This is a genomic window from Trichodesmium erythraeum IMS101, assembly GCF_000014265.1.
Classification (GTDB): Bacteria; Cyanobacteriota; Cyanobacteriia; order Cyanobacteriales; family Microcoleaceae; genus Trichodesmium; species Trichodesmium erythraeum.
Map to the genome: position 1 here is coordinate 7201006 of NC_008312.1, position 19400 is coordinate 7220405.

The 19400-nt window shown below is 31.2% G+C and carries 16 protein-coding genes and 1 pseudogene; 9 read left to right on the forward strand and 8 right to left on the reverse strand.

Annotation, left to right across the window (positions count from 1 at the left end):
• Positions 1–172 precede the first annotated feature (172 nt).
• The 3 genes and pseudogenes from TERY_RS31445 to TERY_RS22635 form a co-directional block, all read right to left on the reverse strand.
• Positions 173–777 (reverse strand): annotated as a pseudogene (locus TERY_RS31445) (IS630 transposase-related protein).
• Between the two features lie 285 nt (positions 778–1062).
• On the reverse strand, positions 1063–1800 hold the full coding sequence (locus TERY_RS22630) for a 4'-phosphopantetheinyl transferase superfamily protein (protein WP_011613965.1): 738 nt from the start codon (positions 1798–1800) through the stop codon (positions 1063–1065).
• Between the two features lie 882 nt (positions 1801–2682).
• Positions 2683–3816, reverse strand: a complete 1134-nt coding sequence (locus TERY_RS22635; RefSeq protein ID WP_011613966.1) for a cob(I)yrinic acid a,c-diamide adenosyltransferase — start codon at positions 3814–3816, stop codon at positions 2683–2685.
• A 1242-nt stretch (positions 3817–5058) separates the two neighbouring features.
• Between TERY_RS22635 and fraC the strand changes: the two genes are divergently transcribed.
• The 6 genes from fraC (at position 5059) to TERY_RS22665 (ending at position 11286) form a co-directional block, all read left to right on the forward strand.
• A complete protein-coding gene (fraC, locus tag TERY_RS25895) occupies positions 5059–5541 on the forward strand; it encodes a filament integrity protein FraC (RefSeq protein WP_011613967.1) in 483 nt (160 codons plus the stop codon).
• Positions 5538–6578, forward strand: coding sequence for a DUF5357 family protein (locus tag TERY_RS22645; protein ID WP_011613968.1), 1041 nt, complete (start codon positions 5538–5540; stop codon positions 6576–6578). Before fraC ends, TERY_RS22645 begins: the two co-directional genes overlap by 4 nt.
• A 44-nt stretch (positions 6579–6622) precedes the next feature.
• The gene (locus TERY_RS22650; RefSeq protein WP_011613969.1) at positions 6623–7396 is read left to right on the forward strand and encodes an ABC transporter permease subunit; all 774 of its coding nucleotides are present in this window, start codon (positions 6623–6625) and stop codon (positions 7394–7396) included.
• Between the two features lie 325 nt (positions 7397–7721).
• Positions 7722–8567 (forward strand): ATP-dependent sacrificial sulfur transferase LarE, encoded by an 846-nt coding sequence (larE, locus tag TERY_RS22655; RefSeq protein WP_011613970.1) that lies wholly within the window; start codon positions 7722–7724, stop codon positions 8565–8567.
• A 422-nt stretch (positions 8568–8989) separates the two neighbouring features.
• Positions 8990–10120, forward strand: a complete 1131-nt coding sequence (locus TERY_RS22660; RefSeq protein ID WP_011613971.1) for a histidinol-phosphate transaminase — start codon at positions 8990–8992, stop codon at positions 10118–10120.
• A gap of 758 nt (positions 10121–10878) precedes the next feature.
• Entirely contained in the window at positions 10879–11286 is a 408-nt protein-coding gene (locus TERY_RS22665; RefSeq protein ID WP_011613972.1) for a DUF2358 domain-containing protein, read from the forward strand.
• Between the two features lie 359 nt (positions 11287–11645).
• Here the strand turns inward: TERY_RS22665 and TERY_RS22670 are convergent, their stop codons facing one another.
• Positions 11646–12536, reverse strand: a complete 891-nt coding sequence (locus tag TERY_RS22670) for a methylenetetrahydrofolate reductase (protein ID WP_011613973.1) — start codon at positions 12534–12536, stop codon at positions 11646–11648.
• A gap of 165 nt (positions 12537–12701) precedes the next feature.
• Positions 12702–13721: a tryptophan--tRNA ligase gene (trpS, locus tag TERY_RS22675; protein WP_011613974.1), complete on the reverse strand. Its 1020-nt coding sequence runs from the start codon at positions 13719–13721 to the stop codon at positions 12702–12704.
• A 498-nt stretch (positions 13722–14219) separates the two neighbouring features.
• Here trpS and TERY_RS22680 point away from each other — a divergent pair, with 498 nt between their 5' ends.
• The 3 genes from TERY_RS22680 (at position 14220) to TERY_RS22690 (ending at position 17078) form a co-directional block, all read left to right on the forward strand.
• Entirely contained in the window at positions 14220–14600 is a 381-nt protein-coding gene (locus TERY_RS22680; RefSeq protein ID WP_011613975.1) for a hypothetical protein, read from the forward strand.
• A gap of 588 nt (positions 14601–15188) precedes the next feature.
• Positions 15189–15731: a formylglycine-generating enzyme family protein gene (locus tag TERY_RS22685; RefSeq protein WP_370496152.1), complete on the forward strand. Its 543-nt coding sequence runs from the start codon at positions 15189–15191 to the stop codon at positions 15729–15731.
• Between the two features lie 297 nt (positions 15732–16028).
• Positions 16029–17078: a folate-binding protein YgfZ gene (locus tag TERY_RS22690; RefSeq protein WP_011613976.1), complete on the forward strand. Its 1050-nt coding sequence runs from the start codon at positions 16029–16031 to the stop codon at positions 17076–17078.
• 30 nt (positions 17079–17108) lie between these two features.
• Here TERY_RS22690 and yidD read toward each other — a convergent pair whose 3' ends face one another.
• The 3 genes from yidD to TERY_RS22705 all read right to left on the reverse strand — a co-directional run bounded on the left by yidD (position 17109) and on the right by TERY_RS22705 (position 19349).
• Positions 17109–17327 (reverse strand): membrane protein insertion efficiency factor YidD, encoded by a 219-nt coding sequence (gene yidD, locus TERY_RS22695; protein WP_011613977.1) that lies wholly within the window; start codon positions 17325–17327, stop codon positions 17109–17111.
• A gap of 276 nt (positions 17328–17603) precedes the next feature.
• A complete protein-coding gene (locus TERY_RS22700; RefSeq protein WP_011613978.1) occupies positions 17604–18485 on the reverse strand; it encodes an aspartoacylase in 882 nt (293 codons plus the stop codon).
• A gap of 57 nt (positions 18486–18542) precedes the next feature.
• Positions 18543–19349, reverse strand: coding sequence for a D-alanyl-D-alanine carboxypeptidase family protein (locus TERY_RS22705; RefSeq protein WP_011613979.1), 807 nt, complete (start codon positions 19347–19349; stop codon positions 18543–18545).
• Positions 19350–19400: the final 51 nt, after the last annotated feature.

The window sequence follows — 19400 nt, forward strand, 5'->3', positions numbered from 1 at the left end:
ATCACAGAAGTTTTATTATCAGTGCTTTTGAGATCATAGACCTCTGGGACTAAATCTTAATTCTGAACCTCTTGAGCGATCGCTCTACTTAATTTATTGCTGTGGATGTCTATAGTTATTTTAAATAAGAATGAGACACTATTTGGCATAATAATTACGCATAATTTCCAAATCAAGAGGTATTGATAGGTGAATACATTCTAGCTCTTTTTAATACACTAAAATCATGTTCTATATCATTTAAATCAGGAGAGTATTTTCGCAAAAATAGTAATTGATGACCCCCTGCTTCTACTAATTCTCTAATAACCTTTTTTCTATGAATTGGTTAATTCTCCATAATTAGTACACTGGGAATTTTTAATCATGGTAATAAATGTTGAGCTAACCATTGTTCAAATACCACGGCATTTAGGGTTCCTTTAAATATAATTGGTGCTATTAAATTTTTATTCCTTGTTTATGATAATATTTTTTCTTTCTTCTCTATTTCTTTCCCTATAACGAAGTTTTTTTTCAAGGAAATTTCATTTTTTTCAAAGCATAAAATATAGCTGGTTGATTAACTCCAAATTTTTTAGCTCTGTCTGCTAATTTAAACTCTGGATTTGGTTTTACATCTTTTTCTAATTCTTTCCAATCTAATTTTATTCGACGACGTTTTACCTTAGTTGCTTCCAATTTTGTGCGAGATAACCATCTATATATCGAAGCTATTCCTATCCGAAATACATGAGCTGCTTCGGTAAGCCTACCACCATTTTCTACAAAATTTATGACTTTTTATCTGAAGTATAAACTGTAAGGTATGGTTAAAAATAGTTTCTAGTTGACTTAAAATTATTCTACTCAATTTTTTTATCAATCTTAATTTAAACAACTATAACTCGAAAATAGACGAAAATAAAGCTCAATTTTCTAGTTAATTTAGAGTCTAAAAATTAGTTGAATCTAATTTTTATTTATAATTAAATACTTGTGTATTTGTGTCTCATTCTATATGAGTAAGTTTTGTTTTATTTAACCTATTTGGGATTGCTATATTTTCTGATAATAAGCATTTCAAAAAACAATGTCAGTATTATTTATCTGCCAAAAACTCAACTTTTGATTTTTCTCTGCTACTACTACGGCAGCTATATAATTGGGTTGAGGAATAAATTGATATAAATACCAATGAGATGCTGCCTCAATATCTCCATTAATACTAAAAAATTCTACTGGTTTTTCTGGGGTTAAACAAATTTCTACTTTTTCTAGATGACCTGCTAGTCCATCTCCTGTTGCTTTTAAATAAGCTTCTTTGCAAGTCCATATTTTAAAAAATGTTTCTTGTTGTTTTTGAGGAGGAAGTTGACTAATAAGCTTGTATTCTTGAAGAGAAAAAAAACGTTTTGCTAAATTTACAGCATCATTCATTGGGCGGATATATTCTAAGTCAATTCCTATTAAGTTAATTTTGGTAATGCCATATAAGGCTAAGTCTTGAGAGTGGGATAGGTTAAATAATATTGAAGTATTTTTTAAGTAGGGTTTGCCGCGATCGCTATAAGTAAATTGTAGTTTTTTTGGTTCAATGTTTAAGTAACGGCTGAGAATTGTTCTGAGTGTTCCTCTGGCAATTATAAAGCGATTTTTGTCTTTTTCAAAATAAAATTTGTTGGCTCTATTTTTTTCATCTGGCGATAATATTGTTGATAATTCCTCAATTTTATCAGATGATAATTTTAGGTTTGTACTCCATATATGAACGTTATTTTCTGATAGCTCGAATTTTTTTTCTGCCTGATCAAGTAACATTTATTTTTGGAATGTATTTTTTTTAGTTGAATAAAAAATCATGTATATAGACGAACGCCCCCTTATATCTAGACTACTACAACTGATTGCTAAATGCAACCCTCTTTTTTGATTCGGCACGGGGAGCTTCATAGAATGTTGAGGCAAATTCTGCATTGAGTGCAACTGCGAAAATACTTTTTACTTGTTCTGTCAAGTTTTCTGTGGCGACTATTTTTCTGGAGCTTAAGAAAATGGTATTTAGCTTTTTCTCAGTAATTTCTGGGTTTATGGTGAATTAGAAAAAAAAAGCGCTTAAATCTTAGCCAGATCGGGAATTCTAGAAAAAAATCTCACCGACAGCTTTAGCTGTATCAAACTATTAGAGTTACTTTTTTGGCGTTGAATAAAAAATCATACATATGTACAATAAGCCTCTACAACTAATAATACTACAAGTGATTGCTAAATGCAACCCTCTTTTTTTGATTCGGCACTGGGAGCTTCATAGAATGTTAAAGCAAATTCTGCATTGAGTGCAACTGCGAAAATAATTTTTACTTATTCTGTTAAGTTTTCTGCTGCGGCTATATCTTTTAGAGCTTAAGAAAATGATGGATAACTTTTTTTTCAGTGATTCAGCCTAGAGCCAAGATTTTTTTAAGTTGAACAATAAGTCATACAAATTGGCGAGAAAACCCTGATGTATTTTTACAATACTACAGGCGATCACCAAATGCAACCCCATTTTTCGGCGCAACTATTTTGTTGTGGTGCTTGATAAAATGTTAAAGATTTTGCTTTGAGAATAGTTGAGAGCAAAAAAATATCAGTAGTTAGCAAACCTTCTGCTTCCCTACCTACCTTCCTAGTTCTTGCTTATTCCGGCACTGCCTTCATTCTTCAAAAATCTACTCCAGGTTTTAATTCCACTCCATGATTAGCATAATGCTTATGGCAAAAGACTTCTGAATGAACACTAGCTAAATCAAAATAATCAGGCGGGTTAAGACAACGACCAGTAATAATGACCTCTGTATCTTTTGGTTTGCGTAATAAAGCTTCAACTATTGGCTTGACAGGCAATAACTCTAAATCTACAGTAGGATTAAGCTCATCTAAAATAATAGTCTTATACAAACCAGATGCAATAGCAGCCCTAGCTATTTCCCAACCTCTTTCTGCTTCAACAAAATCTATTTCTTTTTGTTGCCCACGCCAAACAATGGCATCTCCACCACAACGTTGATGATCTACTAAATTCGGATAACTTTGGCGCAAAGCAGCGATCGCTGCATCTTCTGTATAACCAATACCTCCTTTAAGCCATTGTATAATTAAGACCCTATGAGACTGGTCTTGACTAATACCCCGACCTATTGCCTGTAATGCTTTTCCCAAAGCACTAGTAGATTTGCCCTTACCAGCACCAGTATAAATCTCAATCCCAGTTATACCATGACTTTGAGCAGTGGAATTTTGATGGGGTTTCATTTCTGAATGTAAGTCAGCTATGTCCAACAAACCTTGAGGAGCTGCACGACCTGTAGCGATAATTTCTAATTGTTCTGGTTTGTTCTTGATAGTATTAATTACTTCATCCACTGGTAATAAACCTAAGTCCAAAACAGGGTTTAATTCATCTAATACGACCACTGAGTAGAGGTCAGAAGCGATCGCTCCTTTAACCACATCCCAACCACGTTGTGCTTCTTGATGGTCAAATTGAGTGATTTGTTCAGGCCCAAAGTACTCAGAACGACCTGTGCGTACTTGGTCTATCAGATGAGGAAAGCCTTTTTGTAGTGCTTCTATCGCAGCATCTTCATCATAGGAGCGGTCAGGACCTTTGAGAAATCTCAGTAATAATACTCTAGTAGGAGAGTCAGAATGTATGCCAAGGCCAATAGAACGTAAAACTACTCCCAAAGCTGCCTGAGATTTACCTTTACTTGCTCCATCGTAAACATGAATTTGCCCCACAATTCTTTCTGACATGAGTTGTGCAGTGCGTATACCAATGCCGTTTCTTCTCATAAGGGTTATTTGAGGTTTGTGATTTTTGATTTTGGTTATCTAGTTAATATAGCGCTTCTCAATGGGAATGAGCTAGAAAGGAAGGAGGATGAATGAATGAAAAATGAGTAAACTTTGAAAAAAGGGAAAAATTATTAAGATGTACCTTGTAGCATCTGACTAGATAGTTTTTACTTAATTCTAACATTTTTATTTAACAATGGCCTTAATAATTTTTACTCATATCTTATTATAAATGTTTTATAAAGTTAAAGATTCACCTGTAGAAGTAATCTATCATGGCTTGAAAGCTAAGATTTAAAGTTATATGCAGTCTGACTTGAAGAAATTGGTATTAAACTTTTTATCAGCAGTTATGCAAAATTAATTAAACACTTATACATATAAATATAGCGGTGTAAAAATTAATCAAGTACAGTCATATAATGTTCTAAAAGTACTCTGAATGCGGCTGCTCATGAACTTTACTCATGATTATCTACCTCAGCACATGGTCAACATTTATAAACAGGGAGATACTTGCTTGTGCTGATTACCTACATATGTAAAAATCACAGGGAAGCAATAATGGTAATTAAATTTGCCTAGACAAAATTTAAGTTTAACTTCATGGATAAATAGTATCATCAGTATAATAATTATTATATCTAATATGAAATACCCCACTATGTTTGCTACCAAAAATTGATAAAAACATACAGAGGATGGGGAAATTGTTTGCTCATCAGTAAAATTATTATAAATAATGTTTAAAAATAGATAATTATATGGACATATATAACAGATGAGCAAGCAAATAATTTACAGGGTAAATGGTGAAAATATTTTATTGCAGGGCATCATACTCTCAATTAAAGTAACTCATAGGTAACACCAAGCCTCTGTATCTGTAATAAACATTTAGCCTTGGAAAGAATAAAGCATAAATTAATTTATATAATTTAATTTATAATTTTCAATTCTTCTGAAGACTAGTTCCTCCTGAAATGTGAGAATAAGTTAATAACTGATAGCTAAACTACTATCTGTTCTTTTTTATTACTTAATGCTAATTTCTGAAATATTAGATTTACTAAATAGGTGGTAACAAGAATTATTAACTATATTCAATTTTGTCAAGTAACTTCTAGCTTAAGACGAAAATTGATTTAAAATAAAACTGACATTTTGTTACATAGCTGCAAATTTAAACACTTACTTAATTCAAGTAAATTTTAGTTCCTTGATCTAGGAAAATTAACTATGAGCTTAACTATTTTGCCTTTAAGGGCAATTCTTTCTGAATCTTTAATATTATTAGTAGCAATTGCCATTGAATCATGGTTTTTTCAACTAAAACTTAATTTTACACCAAAAGCTAGTGTTGAATATGCAACTGTAATGAATTTAATTTCTAGTTGTATAAAATGGGTTTTATTTTTTTCTGCTGTAAGTATGCTAACAAATACCTTAGAACAAAAAATAGTGGCTTATATTTTATTTGGTAAGATTGGTCCTATTTATCCTATATTTATACTTTTTATATTTTTGTTTTTTTTAATTTCTCTAATTATCAAGTTAGTCAGCTTTAATTTGTGTGATTCATTATGGGGTGCTGGTATGAAAATATCTCAAGCTTGGAGAAAGTTAAGAACACCAAATTCTATTGTAATTATAGTAGCTCACATTTGTAGCTATTTAGTAATATGTTTAATTTTACTTTTACAGAGGTATGAACTAACATGAAAGAAATTTGGAAAAGTATGACTGGTTTGTTTGGGGGCATTTTTGGTTTTCTGAAGGATGCACTAAATTTAATTTTACCACCTAAGTTTTGGCACTGGCAGACATTTTCTGTATTGACGATAATTTTATGGTTACTGTCAATGATTATTAGCGAAGTTGATAGTGACAAGCAAGAAGAAATTAATTTTATTTCTAGTTTAAGTTGGCTATCTTTAACGATTGCTGTGGGATGGCGTACTAATCAAAAACCATTTGTTTTTGGTGAATTAAGTTTGTCTCCTTGGATGACTGGAGGATTAATTTGCTTTCTTTTATCTGAAAATTTGGCAACTAATATTCAGCATATTGCTATTGTTATTTGGCCAATAATTTCTATATGTATAGCAGGGGTAATTTTAGTATTAACTTCTTCTGAAGCAGAAAAAACAGCTAAGTTTTCTCAATTATTAAAGCCAAATTTTGTAATTTTAATTTTGGTAAACTTTTTGCTTAGTTGTTGGTTAGGATTACATTTTATGATTCAGATGATGGTGGAACAATACCCAACAATGGGAGAAAAAAATTTAAGTAAAAGTACTTTTGTTTATAGATTAAAAAACCCTTCAATAAATGATTATCGAGGTGCAAAAATTTTGAACTTAATGGAGCAAAAGTTAAAAAATGATTTGGGTAGTCAAAAGTTGGGGTTATCAGTACCTAAGATGAAGTTGAGATTGGAAAATATTAAAGATGAAGTGACTAAGGAAATATCTGTAGTTAAAGAAGATGATTTATGGAAGTTACAAACACCAATAGTTGCTAACCAGTCTGGATATCAGTTGGAGTTACAATTATTTTGGATAGGACCTACAGTAAAAGATGAAAGTTATTATCTGAGTAAAAGTTGTAAAATAGGGGAAAAAGTTACTCAAAGAAATTCTGGTTCTACAACACAAAATGAGGCTGTACCAATTAGGGTTGGTAATGTTGAATGTGGTGTTGTAGAGAAAAAAAATGTTACATTAGAAAGCCAACAAGAAAATATGAAAAAGATTTAAATCTGAATGAAAAAAAAATGAAGTGAGAGGTGAGAAAATATTCTATGAATATGGGGAGAATTGTTAAAATTGCGAAGAATGTATTTGGGGAAGCAATTCGCGATCGAATTCTTTATATAATCGGTTTATTTGCTTTATTAATGGTAGCTGCTGTGAGGTTAATTCCAGAATTATCTGTAGGTACAGATGATAAAATAATTTTAGACTTTGGGTTGGCAGCTATTAGTATTTTAGGTTTAATTGTGACAGTTTTTATTGGCACAAATTTAGTAAATAAGGAAATTGAAAAACGTACTGTTTATATTTTGGTTGCTAAACCTTTGAGTCGTTCAGAATTAATTGTTGGTAAACATATTGGTTTATCGGCAGTTTTAGCTGTTTTATTGATAGTTATGACTGTAATATATGGATTGATTCTTAGTTTAAGTGGAATTTCTTATCCTATAGGTAGCATTTTAGTAACTGTAATATTTATATTTATTCAGTTGTCATTACTTACGGCGGTGGCAATTTTATTTGGTGTATTTACCAGTTCTTTATTAGCAACATTATTTACATTTGGTATCTATTTGATGGGAAATTTAAGTAGAGATTTGGTGAAGTTGGGCGATTTAAGTGATAACCCTGGAATTAAAAAGTTAATGATGGGATTATATGTTATATTGCCAGATTTAAGCAGATTAAATTTGAAAAATGATGCAGTTTATGGTTTACTGCCAAGTATGGCTAATTTAGTTAGTAATTTTGGTTATGCTTTGCTCTATATAATATTGCTTTTATCAATTACTATTGCTATATTTGCTAGGCGAGAATTTTGATATAGTAATTCCATTTTTTTTAGGGATTAGGGATTAGAAGAGATGGTGGTTTAGTAAGACTTTTGAGAAAAAACTTTTCTAAATTTATCAAGAGTGGGAGGGTAGGGATGTTCCATATAATATCCGTAATTTTAGAACAACAATTAATCTGCTAATAGCTATTGATTATCAAAAAGTTATTAGGATTATATTTATCATAAATAAGGAGTATAATATTAACATGTAATAATTAATATAAATTGGTAAAGAGGATAGAGATAAACTAGAAAAAAAATTATTACTTAGTAATTTTAAAAATGCTATTTATTTGATAATAAAAAAGATAATGTTAACAAAAAAATTAGAAGAGCTGAAAAATATATTTGCTGAAATGGAGAAAGCTTTAATTGCTTACTCTGGTGGAATAGATAGCACTTTAGTGGCAAAAGTTGCTTATGATATTTTGGGAGATAAGGCTTTAGCTATCACTGCTGTTTCTCCTTCCTTATTACCTGAAGATTTGGAAGATGCTCGCATTCAAGCAGCAGTTATTGGTATTTCTCATGAAGAGGTAAAAACTAATGAAATGGAGAATAAAAATTATACTTCTAATCCCATAAACCGTTGCTATTTTTGCAAAAGTGAATTGCATGATACTCTCAAACCTTTGGCTTTAAAAAGAGGTTATTTTTATGTATTAGATGGAGTTAATGCTGACGATCTACGAGATTACCGTCCTGGCATTCAAGCAGCAAAAGAAAGAGGTGCAAGATCGCCTTTAGCAGAAGTAGGAATTAGTAAGTTTGAAGTTAGACAACTTGCGAAAGATTTAGATTTACCTTGGTGGGATAAACCTTCTCAACCTTGTTTAAGTTCCCGGTTTCCTTATGGAGAAGAAATTACTTTAGAAAAGTTACAAAGGGTGGGGCGCGGAGAAAGATATTTGCGAAATTTGGGATTAAAAAGTTTACGGGTACGTTCAGAAAAAGATACTGCTCGAATTGAAATTTTGCCAGAAAAAATTAAGGAATTCGTGTTGACAATAGATTTGCCTAAATTAGTAAAAAAGTTTCAAGAGTTTGGCTTTATTTATGTGACTTTAGATTTAGAAGGATATCGGAGTGGAAAGTTAAATCAGGTTTTGTCGCCGGAGGTATTGGGAGCAGGGTTGTTTCAAAGTATTAGAAGTTAACTAACTAATAGTCAGTTAAGCAAATGCTTACTTCATTGATGAAAAATATAAGAGCTGATGGCTAATAGCTGAAAGCTACAAAAAGGAAATAAAAAACTTGTCTCTATAATCAACTATTCTCCAATACCAAATATTATTTATATTTTTTTATTCTTCTTTATGAAAAGTAGCGATCGCTCTGATATAACTATGACAATTAAACTCAAAAAAAGTAATTCCTTGGGGTAGGAATATTAAGGAATATATTTTCAGATATATTCTATCTATTACCTGTTAATACTGACTTTTTAGATAACTGCATAATTAGCTTTTAATAACTGAGTTTGGTATTATTTATTGTAGTTTAATTTTCTGAATAATCCCGTAAAGTCTATAGTAAATGATATACTCTAATTAACCAGCAGAAATTATTTAATTAAACTATGTTTACTTTTATTCGTTCAAACCTTAATAACCTTAAAGCTTATACTCCTCATTCTGCTGGTAGTTCAGAAATACTTCTGGATAGATTAGATACGAATGAATGTCCTTATGATTTGCCAGATAATTTGAAACAAAAGTTAGCAGAAAATTATCAACAGTTAATTGAAACAAACCGTTATCCTGATGGGAGTCATTTAAAACTTAAGGAAGCAATAGCCAAATATGTCAATGAGGTAACTCCCTCAGCTAATATTTCTGCTAATAATATTTCTGTTGGTAACGGTTCAGATGAATTAATTCGCTCTCTATTAATTGTTACCTGTGTAGGTGGCGAGGGTTCTATTTTGACAGCAACTCCTACTTTCTCTATGTATTCTATTCTGGCTCAAACTTTAGGTATTCCTGTGGTAAATGTGGGGAGAAAAGAATCGAATTTTGAAATAGATATTACTGCTGCTGAAGATGCTATTAATCACACAAAAAATCCCTCTATTAAAGCGATATTTGTTGTTCATCCAAATTCTCCAACTGCCAATGCTTTAAATTCTCAAGAATTAGTATGGCTACGAAGTTTGCCTGATGATATTTTAGTAGTAATTGATGAGGCTTATTTTGAGTTTAGTCAGACTTCTTTGGCTGAAGAATTAAATCAACATCCTAATTGGGTAATTTTAAGAACTTTTTCTAAAGCTTTTAGGTTGGCTTCATTACGGGTAGGATATGCGATCGCTCACCCAGAAATTATTATTAATTTGGAAAAAGTTCGCCTTCCTTATAACTTACCAAGTTTTTCTCAAGCTGCTGCTCAATTAGTACTTAATCATAGTCAACATTTACTATCTTTTATCCCAGAAATTTTGAGGGAAAGAAGTAAATTATTTGCTACTTTTGGGGAAATTCCTGCTTTAAAAGTTTGGAAAAGTGCGGCTAATTTTTTATATATGAGACTGACAGATGAAGGATTAAAGTTAATGGGTAAAAGTTCCCAAGATCAGAGTTTAAGTAGTTTAATGCAACGACTTAAAACTCAGGGAACTCTAATTCGTCATACTGGTGGAGGATTAAGAATTACCATAGGAACTTCTGAAGAAAATCAACGGACAGTTGAAAGAATTAAAGGAATTTTCTGAAATTTCAGTAGTCGGGTAAAACTAGTATAAATTTTATTTATAAATACGAGGTTTTTACTATGATTTTTTTTTATTTGTTTCATAAATATATGACAAAATTCAAGAAAAATTTTCCCAACTTTCTCAGGAAATTTCAATATTTTTGGAATTTTGCCTCACTTATATGATATTATTAAGAGTAGTATGATTTATGCTACTAATATTCCCGAAAAAAAATTTGAACCTAAAAATGCTTATAATTTAGTTATTTTGAGAGGCGATCGCTTTTAACTTGCTTTTAGATGAACAACTAATTGTTCTATTCTCATTTTTCATAATTGTGGATAAATTGACTATTTTGTGGTAAGCAAATTTTTAAATTCAAATATGTCAAAAGCTCCAGTATTTATTTATGTCTCTCTAAACTATCTAAATGTTCAACTTATTAAGCAAAAAATAGAGTAATTTTTTTGATATTTTACTCTTCTTGATTTTGATAAAAAAATTGTTTAATCACAAAAAAACTTTCAGGATTTAAACTAATCCAGAGCTTAAAAAACATCTATAGTTATAAACAAAAAATAATGCGTTGTAGTAGTTTTAAAAATACAAAAGAGCCCCAATATAATTCTCGAATTTTTTAGAAAACTAACAGATTTTTTTTCAAAAAAAATAACATATTTATTGAAATAATTAACGAAAAAATTACCCAATTATGCATGGGAAATACTTTAAACCCAATTGTTCTGTTAGATAATTTTGTGGTGAGGAAAATTTAAGTGCAAGTTCAACAAGTTATTGAGAGACTAAAATTAGATTTACCAACTTTGTTTGAAAAAGATATTTCTTACGATATTTATACTAAAGATATTTTCTTTAAAGACCCAGTAAATACTTTTAAATGGAAGTTTAATTACCGAATAATTTTTTGGACTTTGCGCTTTCATGGAAAGCTATTTTTTACGGAACTTTATTTTGATTTACATGATCTTCAGCAAACAGCAGAAGATATAATTGTGGCAAATTGGACTGTGCGTGGTATCTTAAGAGTTCCTTGGAAAGCTAAGATTTTTTTTAATGGTTATTCCACTTATAAGTTGAATCAAGATGGATTAATTTATGAGCATATTGATACATGGGATAGGAAACCAAGTGAAATACTAAAGCAGTTTTTTCAGCAGAAGTAATATACTCAAATACAAAGTTAAAAATTAAAAGTTTAAAATTAAAAGTTTAAAATTAAAAGTTTAAAAGTCATCGTATAAATTTTAGTAGTGGGAGAGCAGTCTGTTTTGAGGACTAAGAGAAAACGATATGATGAGCTTTAATTAATAGTTAGTTTGAAATTATCAGAAATTATCGTTGTAATTATATTATGAGCCCAAAAACTAATTATGTATCTTACTCAAAAGAACAAAAAATTTAACTTCACAAAGAGAAGGTATCTATAAAAATAAATCTTACACCACTTTTATTTAAGTAGATCACAAAAGTAGGGACGTTCCACCCCAAGTCCCTACAAAGTTATTATTTTTTTATTTAGTCTCTAATTGGAAATTGGAGAAATTTCAGCCATATCTAATATTTGGGGAATTAAGTCTTCTCTCTTGACTGCCATAAGATGAACTCCATGACAAATTTTGCTTGAAATTTTAACTTGTTCGGCAGCAATTTTTATTCCTTCTTGTAAAGGTTTTTCTGCATTTGCTAAACGATTAATAATATGTTCTGGTATATCAATTCCGGGTACATATTTATTAATAAATGCAGCATTTTTGGCAGATTTTAGCAAAAATATTCCAGCTAAAATTGGCTTATTACTATCAACTGCAATTTGATTCATAAATTTTTCTAGTTTATCAAAATCAGAAATTAATTGACTTTGAAAAAATTGAGATCCTGCTAATAATTTAAGTTCAAACCGTCTTTTTAATCCTGACCAACTAGGAGACTGAGGGTCTACCGCAGCACCTACAAATAAATCTGTTGATCCATCTGGTAAAGCTTTTTCATTCCAGTCTATGCCTTGGTTTAACTTAGCAATCATTTGTAATAGACGAATGGACTCCATGTCAAATACACTTCTGGCTTTTTCATGGTCTCCTACTTTGACAGGGTCTCCAGTCAAGGCCAAAATATTGTGAAGTCCTAAAGCTGAAGCTCCCATGAGGTCAGCTTGTAAAGCTATACGGTTACGATCGCGACAAGCTACTTGACATATTGGTTCTATGCCCACATTCTTCAAAATCATAGAAGCTGCTAATGAGGACATTCTTAATACGGCACGACTACCATCAGTAATATTAACTGCATGAACTCTACCTTTGAGAGTTTCAGCCATTTGAATCATGTGAGTTGGGTCAGCTCCTTTGGGTGGTGCTACTTCAGCAGTGATTAAAAATTCTCCTGATTTAACCGCATTGCGAAATCTATTCATATATTCGTATTTATTTATTTAGTTATGGTTAAGTTGGTAATTTTTGTTATGACTATTGGATAAATTAACTCTGATAAAAATTGCTGTTAGTTATTAATCAATAGTAAGCATTTAGCCTTAAGTTATCAGCCATGAATTATTAACAAATAATTTTTTTTATATGCCCTATTCCTTATTGCCTATTAACACAGAATAACCTAAAGCTTTTTTAACTTTTTCTAGAGTTTGATTAGCGATCGCTTCTGCTTTTTGTTTTCCTTGAGCTAAAACAGATTTGAGATAACCTTGATCATCCATTACTGCTTTATATTTTGTTTGAATTGGTGTTAAAGCTTCAATAGTTGCCTCAGTTAATAAAGGCTTAAACTTACCCCATCCTAGGTCTTGACATTCTGTGATTACCTCTTCCTTTGTTTTAGCTGAAAATAATTCATAAAGAGTCAATAAATTATTACATTCAGGTCGTTCAGGATTATCAAATTCCAGGCCTTTAATTACATCTGTTTTGCAACGTTTAATTTTTTTAGTAATTACATCTGGAGGGTCTAATAGATTAATTCTACTCAATTCTGAAGGGTCAGATTTAGACATTTTGCTAGTACCATCTGTCAAACTCATTACCCGCGCACCCTCTTTTCTAATCAAAGGATCTGGTAATTTTAATATAGTTCTTCCCTGACCAAATTGATGATTAAACCTAACTGCTATATCGCGGGTAAGTTCTAAATGTTGTTTTTGGTCTTCTCCAACAGGAACTTTATCTGCATCATAAAGTAGAATATCTGCAGCCATTAAAACTGGATAATCTAATAAACCTGTACCTACATTCTCTCCTTGTTTAATTGCTTTTTCCTTAAATTGAATCATATCTGTCAACCAATTTAGGGGAGTAATACAGTTGAGAAACCATGTTAATTCACTATGAGCAGGAATATGAGATTGAACGAATATGGTAGAATAGTTCAGGTCTATACCGCAGGCCAGATATAAAGCGGCAATAGTATAGGTATCTGTAGCTAGAGTAACAGGATTATGGGGTACTGTGATAGCGTGCAAATCTACTACACAGAAAAAATTATCGTATTCTTTTTGCCCTTCTACCCAGTTGCGAATTGCACCTAAATAGTTACCAATATGAAGGTTTCCAGTTGGTTGAACTCCAGAGAGTACTCGCTGTTTACCCATTATTTTTTTAACTTTAAATTGTTCAAAATTAATTAATAATTAACAATAACATATTTAGTACCTCATTAAATATTCTCTGCACTGAAGTCAAAAAACAAAAGCCAAAAGTTATTTAACTTATCAGTTATTAGTACCTCCGGCTTCACTGGAAGGCAAGAAATGCTGATAAAATCAAATTTTTATGGTAATTATTTGGATGAGAGTAGATTCTGTGGATATGAGGTAAAAATATTAACCTTAAAGTTTTCATAGGGTGTGCTTCGTGCCATCTTTAGAATCTACCTGACGCTAGATAAGATTCTCTATAACAGTTAATAATTAAATAAAAAATTAGGTCAATAGACCTCTCTTTTAAGGTTTGGTAAAAAATCTTCGCCATTACTATTTCAGTTCCGGATAAATATGCTTTATTTTTAAATCAAAATACTGCCTTAAATTTACTATAAATTGCAAATAATTATTTCCAAATTAAGATCAGAATATTTATAAATAAAAAAAATGAGGCCAAAAATTAATAATATTATAGCCTGGGAACAAGCAGAACTACTAATGCAGCCTGCTTTTATTAGAATACTAGATCATATTCGGAAAAAACTCGAAAATTCTACTTGGAAAGGTACTTATGAAGAAGTAAAAACACCAATTCCAGGTTATAGATTAGATTTAGAACATCAAGACCAAAAAATTAGTATTAATCTCTGGGAACTTTGCTATCAAGTTTGTTTTAGTAACTATTTTTCTACTCATTCTGCTGATGAAATAGTAGAAGTTGATATTGACATTAACCTACTTAATCAAGAAGGAAATGTTAATTGGGAGCTTCTTGATGAAAAGGCTCTGAAAGTAGTAGAAAATATGATAGCAGATTTACCGTCATAAGTCATAATTTATAAGTTAATAGTTATAGTATGATAAAAATATGTAAGAGACAATTTTTAAATACTGCATCTATTTTTATCTCACTGTTTCAAACTCTGAAAATCTTGGTTTAATCGATATTTTTTATGGCTGCCCACTAATTTTCTATTTTATTATTTTCAGGTGAATAGGGAGGTAAATAATATATAGAATATTCTCCTAATTCCACCACTTATTCTATGCTTTTACCATGATAAAAATGTATCCGCTTAGTAAATCGGGGTAAGAAAATAAAAGGTACAGCTAGCATTATAAAATATGATATATGAAACAAAAACTATTATCAGATAAATTAGTGGAATATGATACAATTAATTGACCTAGAACAGATTGCAGATGAAAAAGTGCGTCAAATAGTAGAACTATTACTCCAACTATAAAAAGAAAACCAAAAGCTACGGGGAGAATTATTTACTTTTGAAGTGTTTAGAAGTAAATAATTCTGGCAGTATTATTAATCGTAACAAGAAAAGCGCTAGACAAAAAATATAAGACTTGGGCAATGGAATTAAATTGGCAATGATTTATATTCCTGGGGGAAGCTTCATTATGGGATTACCTCAAAATGAAGCATTCGAAGGGGATAGGAAAGCTCTGCAACATGAAGTAACTCTCCCACCTTTTTATATGAGTAAATACCCTATAACTCAAGACCAATATCAAGCAATTACAGGTAGTAATCCTTCACATTTTAGAGGAAGAAACCGTCCTGTAGAATTTCAGATTTCTACATCTTTCCCATTTAATAAAATAATTCGGGATAATGCCACAAAATTTTGTCAAAAGTTATCTGTAAAAACAGGTAAAAAATATAGTTTACCTAGTGAGAGTCAGTGGGAATATGCTTGTCGCGCAGGAACAACTACACCTTTCTATTTTGGAGAAACTATAATATCTGAATTAGTTAACTTTGATGGCTACGGGTGTCCTTACGGCAATGCTCCTAAAGAAAAATATAGAAGAGAAACAACAGATGTGGGTATTTTTCCAGCCAATGCCTTTGGTCTATATGATATGCACGGTAATATCTGGGACTCGCAATTTAATTATCAAAAAAGTTATTTAGCCCATGTTCATTATTTAATAAGGTAATATACTTAAGTATAATATTAATTTAAAATAAAAGGTATAACTAAATATCCAACAAAAATTCTCTCTGAGCCACTCTTAGCCTCCAAGATTGGAAGTCATGTATTAAGACTTTAAAAATTCAAAAATTTGACCTGCTTAGTAATTTCAGAAAATTATTTCACATTTCAATATAAGATAAGTAGCATAGTTCAAGTTAATAACATTGGTATAACTTAGCTAAATTTATTTGATTTCTAGAGAAATTATTTGAGAAAAAACAAATATTTGTACAAAAAAAATCCAGATTAAATTAAAACGATGAACCAGAAATTACAAAATATTCAAATATCTCATGGAGCAACTTTGGAAAACTCCATTCCCATTAGTTTTGGTAACGATACTCAAGCAATAAAAGCGACAAAAGAGGGAGTAGCTCTATGCGATCGCTCACATTGGGGACTAATACAAATTTCTGACGATGAGCGTCTACGGTTTCTCCATAACCAAAGCACCAATAACTTCAATATTTTGCAACCAGGACAAAGTTGTGAGACAGTTTTTGTCACACCTACTGCTCGCACCATTGACTTGGCAACAGCTTACGTTACCGAAAGTTTGGTTTTTTTGCTGGTTTCTCCCAGCCGTTGTCAAAAGTTAGTCGAATGGTTTGACCGTTATCTCTTTCCAATGGATAAGGTAGAAGTCAAAGATGTCAGCAGTGAATATGCCATATTTAGTCTTATCGGAATAGAAGGCAAAAACTTGATAGCAAAATTAGGAGCTACAACTCCCTCAGATATAACCCATGCTAGTCATCAGTTAATAAGTCTGAAAAATTTAGAAGTTAGAGTCGCTGTTGGTAGTGGGTTAACAAAAGAGGGGTACACCTTGATAGTACCTGTAAATAATGCTGCTGAAGTTTGGCAAATGTTGGTAGAAGCAGGAGCAACACCAATGGGCGATCGCCTTTGGCAACAACTGAGAATAGAACAAGGTCGTCCCGCACCAGACTATGAACTTACAGATGACTACAACCCTCTCGAAGCAGGTTTATGGAATACTATTTCTTTTGAAAAAGGTTGTTATATTGGTCAAGAAACCATTGCGCGTTTAAACACATATAAAGGTGTTAAACAAAGACTTTGGGGAGTGCGTTTAAATGGAAAAGTAGAATTAGGAAATGTTGTACAAATTGGGGATAAAAAAGTAGGAAAACTCACAAGTTTTACGGAAACTAATGAAGGTTATTTTGGTTTAGCTTATATTAAAACAAAAGCGGGTGGAGTTGGTTTAAAAGTACAAGTAGGAGACGTAGAAGGGGAAATAGTTGAAGTGCCTTTTCTAACACATCAATATCTTGATAGTTAGGAAATTTTTGGCACAAATTAATATTATTTATTACTTTTTAGGAGGTACAGGATCATAACCACCTGGGTGAAAGGGATGACAACGTAAAATTCGCATAACTGCCATTGCAGTACCTTTAAAAATGCCAAATCTTTCTATCGCTTCCATCGCATATTCTGAACAAGTTGGTTGAAAACGACATGATGGGGGTAATATTGGCGAAATAAAAATTTTGTAACCTTTAATTAATCTAACTAATAATACTTTCATATTCACATAAAAAGTCAAAAATCTTTGTTAATTATCTATGATATCAAATTTCAAAAGTCTTGCTAGATTTTGTTGATAATTATGTAGAGAGGTTGTCTGCAACGTTCGTAAGGCCTAGGATTATTAGAAATAAGTTATCTCTACTTAGTCGCCAGAATCATTAAAAAAATTACTCTTACTTAGTAACTGAAACCTTAAGGAACTATACCATGATTTTGAGGAATAATAAAAGATAGCATTTTTTTGAGAAAATTGCTATAATTTAAGACTAATTATTTAAACTCTGATGCTCTCTTTTTTCGTCAAACACATAGCAATTCCTTTTTCATAATAAGCTGCCTCATTAATAAAAACTGGCCAGACAGGACTTTCTTCTTGATAATAAATTGTTTGATTATCAAAAGTCAAAAACATGGGCTCACCTGGACTTAATTTTTGATAATCTCTTCCTTGTAATTGAGGATGAATCATTGCTACTATTTCTCCATCCTTAGTTTTAGGATAATCCACAACTTTTAAATGTTTATAAATAACAATATCCCTATTGATATGATCTAGCTTACCTTCATTAAAATGTTCAATAAAATCTAAACTTATCTGAACTAATTTTTCAGTTTTATAAAATAAATCTGCCTGCAAAATACCTTGAGCGATCGGACCAACCTCAATCGCGAAACCACGCTCACAAATAGAATTTATAAAAGTATTTTCTACTTCTGGATTAAAACAAGTATAAATTTTCAAATTCGGCTCAACTGAACTTAAATAAGTAGCAATTTTTAAGTTAAAGGGATGATAATTTACCAAAATAATTGTTAACCCCATATTAGCAGTAGTAGTATGCAAATCCAAGATAAAATCGAATTTAGGGTTACCTTTTGGTCCAAGCATTTGATTAATAAATTTTGCTCTACTTTCTTCGTAGTTAAGGCTTGTATTATTTTCTAAATCCTCAACTTTAAAACAACGATTTAAATCTGTATCAATGTATCTTTTAACTAATTCAAATCCTTGAGGATTAGCTAATAATGTTTGAGTATCAAAATTTCTTCTGCTAATCAATTCTGGAAACTCTTCAAACTTTTTTACAAGGTATATGCCTGTAAATTCATTTCCATGTGTTCCCCCGACAATTGCTAACTTATTAATTTTTTTCATTCTCTTAAATTATAATTATTTACCCCTATTTAATCAGGAATTTTATCGCACTAAACTCTAATTATTTAGAGATGTATTAGGTAGATTTTTATAAAAAGTTTCTAAACTATCGCGATTGCCTACATAACGCCAATGCCAAGGTTCATAACCAACATCTTTTTCATAATCAACAGGCATCATTTCAAAACTAAAGTAAGCAGCATTATTTTTTAGCCACTGAAAAGCTCCTGTCTTTTCAAAAGCTAAATTTTGGTGAGTTTCAGGTGCATTTTTATCCCCAATATCAACAGCATAACCTGTTATATATTCTCCAGAACTTAGAGGTGAAAATTTGTCCGTATAATTTTCCTGAATAGTATTAATATTGCTGATCAAAGCTTCTAAATCTGATTTAGACTGAAATCCTTTCAAAGCCACTAAATTAATACCATCATTTCTAGCAGCATAAAGCATTTCTTGAAACTTTTTTGCTGCATTAAATTGCAATCTAACATCACTATCAACAGCTATATATGCTAATTCTGTTTCTACTATTTGTGAATAAGGCAAATCTGCAAAAGGACTTTTCTCTATTTCAATTATAGGAGATTCTTCCATAGAAGAATTAGGCGCCTTAATACTATCAGTTTCAGTTTGAAGTAATGAAGCATTGACTTGCTTAAGATTAGATTGAATTCGTAACCCTAGATTAACTACTCCCACCAAAAAAATCACTCCCACCCAACTCCAAATCCATTTTTTGTTGTTAGTTTGATTTGGGATAATTTCTTCATCCTTTTGAGGATCTCGCACTGCTTCTGGAACTTCATCCGTAACAGTTTCCTGAACTAATAATAAATTTTTTGACAGACCTTTATTTTTCAAAGCTTCACTCCTGCTTCAGATTTTGTCATTATTTTTTTGACAAACTATTGA

Bases quoted from the DNA above. Each gene is read 5' to 3' on its own strand.
- TERY_RS22650 (WP_011613969.1), top strand. From the start codon at position 6,623: ATGAATATGGGGAGAATTGTTAAAATTGCGAAGAATGTATTTGGGGAA.
- TERY_RS22690 (WP_011613976.1), top strand. From the start codon at position 16,029: ATGAACCAGAAATTACAAAATATTCAAATATCTCATGGAGCAACTTTG.
- TERY_RS22680 (WP_011613975.1), top strand. From the start codon at position 14,220: ATGAGGCCAAAAATTAATAATATTATAGCCTGGGAACAAGCAGAACTA.
- yidD (WP_011613977.1), bottom strand. From the start codon at position 17,327: ATGAAAGTATTATTAGTTAGATTAATTAAAGGTTACAAAATTTTTATT.
- TERY_RS22630 (WP_011613965.1), bottom strand. From the start codon at position 1,800: ATGTTACTTGATCAGGCAGAAAAAAAATTCGAGCTATCAGAAAATAAC.
- trpS (WP_011613974.1), bottom strand. From the start codon at position 13,721: ATGGGTAAACAGCGAGTACTCTCTGGAGTTCAACCAACTGGAAACCTT.
- larE (WP_011613970.1), top strand. From the start codon at position 7,722: ATGTTAACAAAAAAATTAGAAGAGCTGAAAAATATATTTGCTGAAATG.
- TERY_RS22645 (WP_011613968.1), top strand. From the start codon at position 5,538: ATGAAAGAAATTTGGAAAAGTATGACTGGTTTGTTTGGGGGCATTTTT.
- TERY_RS22670 (WP_011613973.1), bottom strand. From the start codon at position 12,536: ATGAATAGATTTCGCAATGCGGTTAAATCAGGAGAATTTTTAATCACT.
- TERY_RS22635 (WP_011613966.1), bottom strand. From the start codon at position 3,816: ATGAGAAGAAACGGCATTGGTATACGCACTGCACAACTCATGTCAGAA.
- fraC (WP_011613967.1), top strand. From the start codon at position 5,059: ATGAGCTTAACTATTTTGCCTTTAAGGGCAATTCTTTCTGAATCTTTA.
- TERY_RS22685 (WP_370496152.1), top strand. From the start codon at position 15,189: ATGGGATTACCTCAAAATGAAGCATTCGAAGGGGATAGGAAAGCTCTG.
- TERY_RS22660 (WP_011613971.1), top strand. From the start codon at position 8,990: ATGTTTACTTTTATTCGTTCAAACCTTAATAACCTTAAAGCTTATACT.
- TERY_RS22700 (WP_011613978.1), bottom strand. From the start codon at position 18,485: ATGAAAAAAATTAATAAGTTAGCAATTGTCGGGGGAACACATGGAAAT.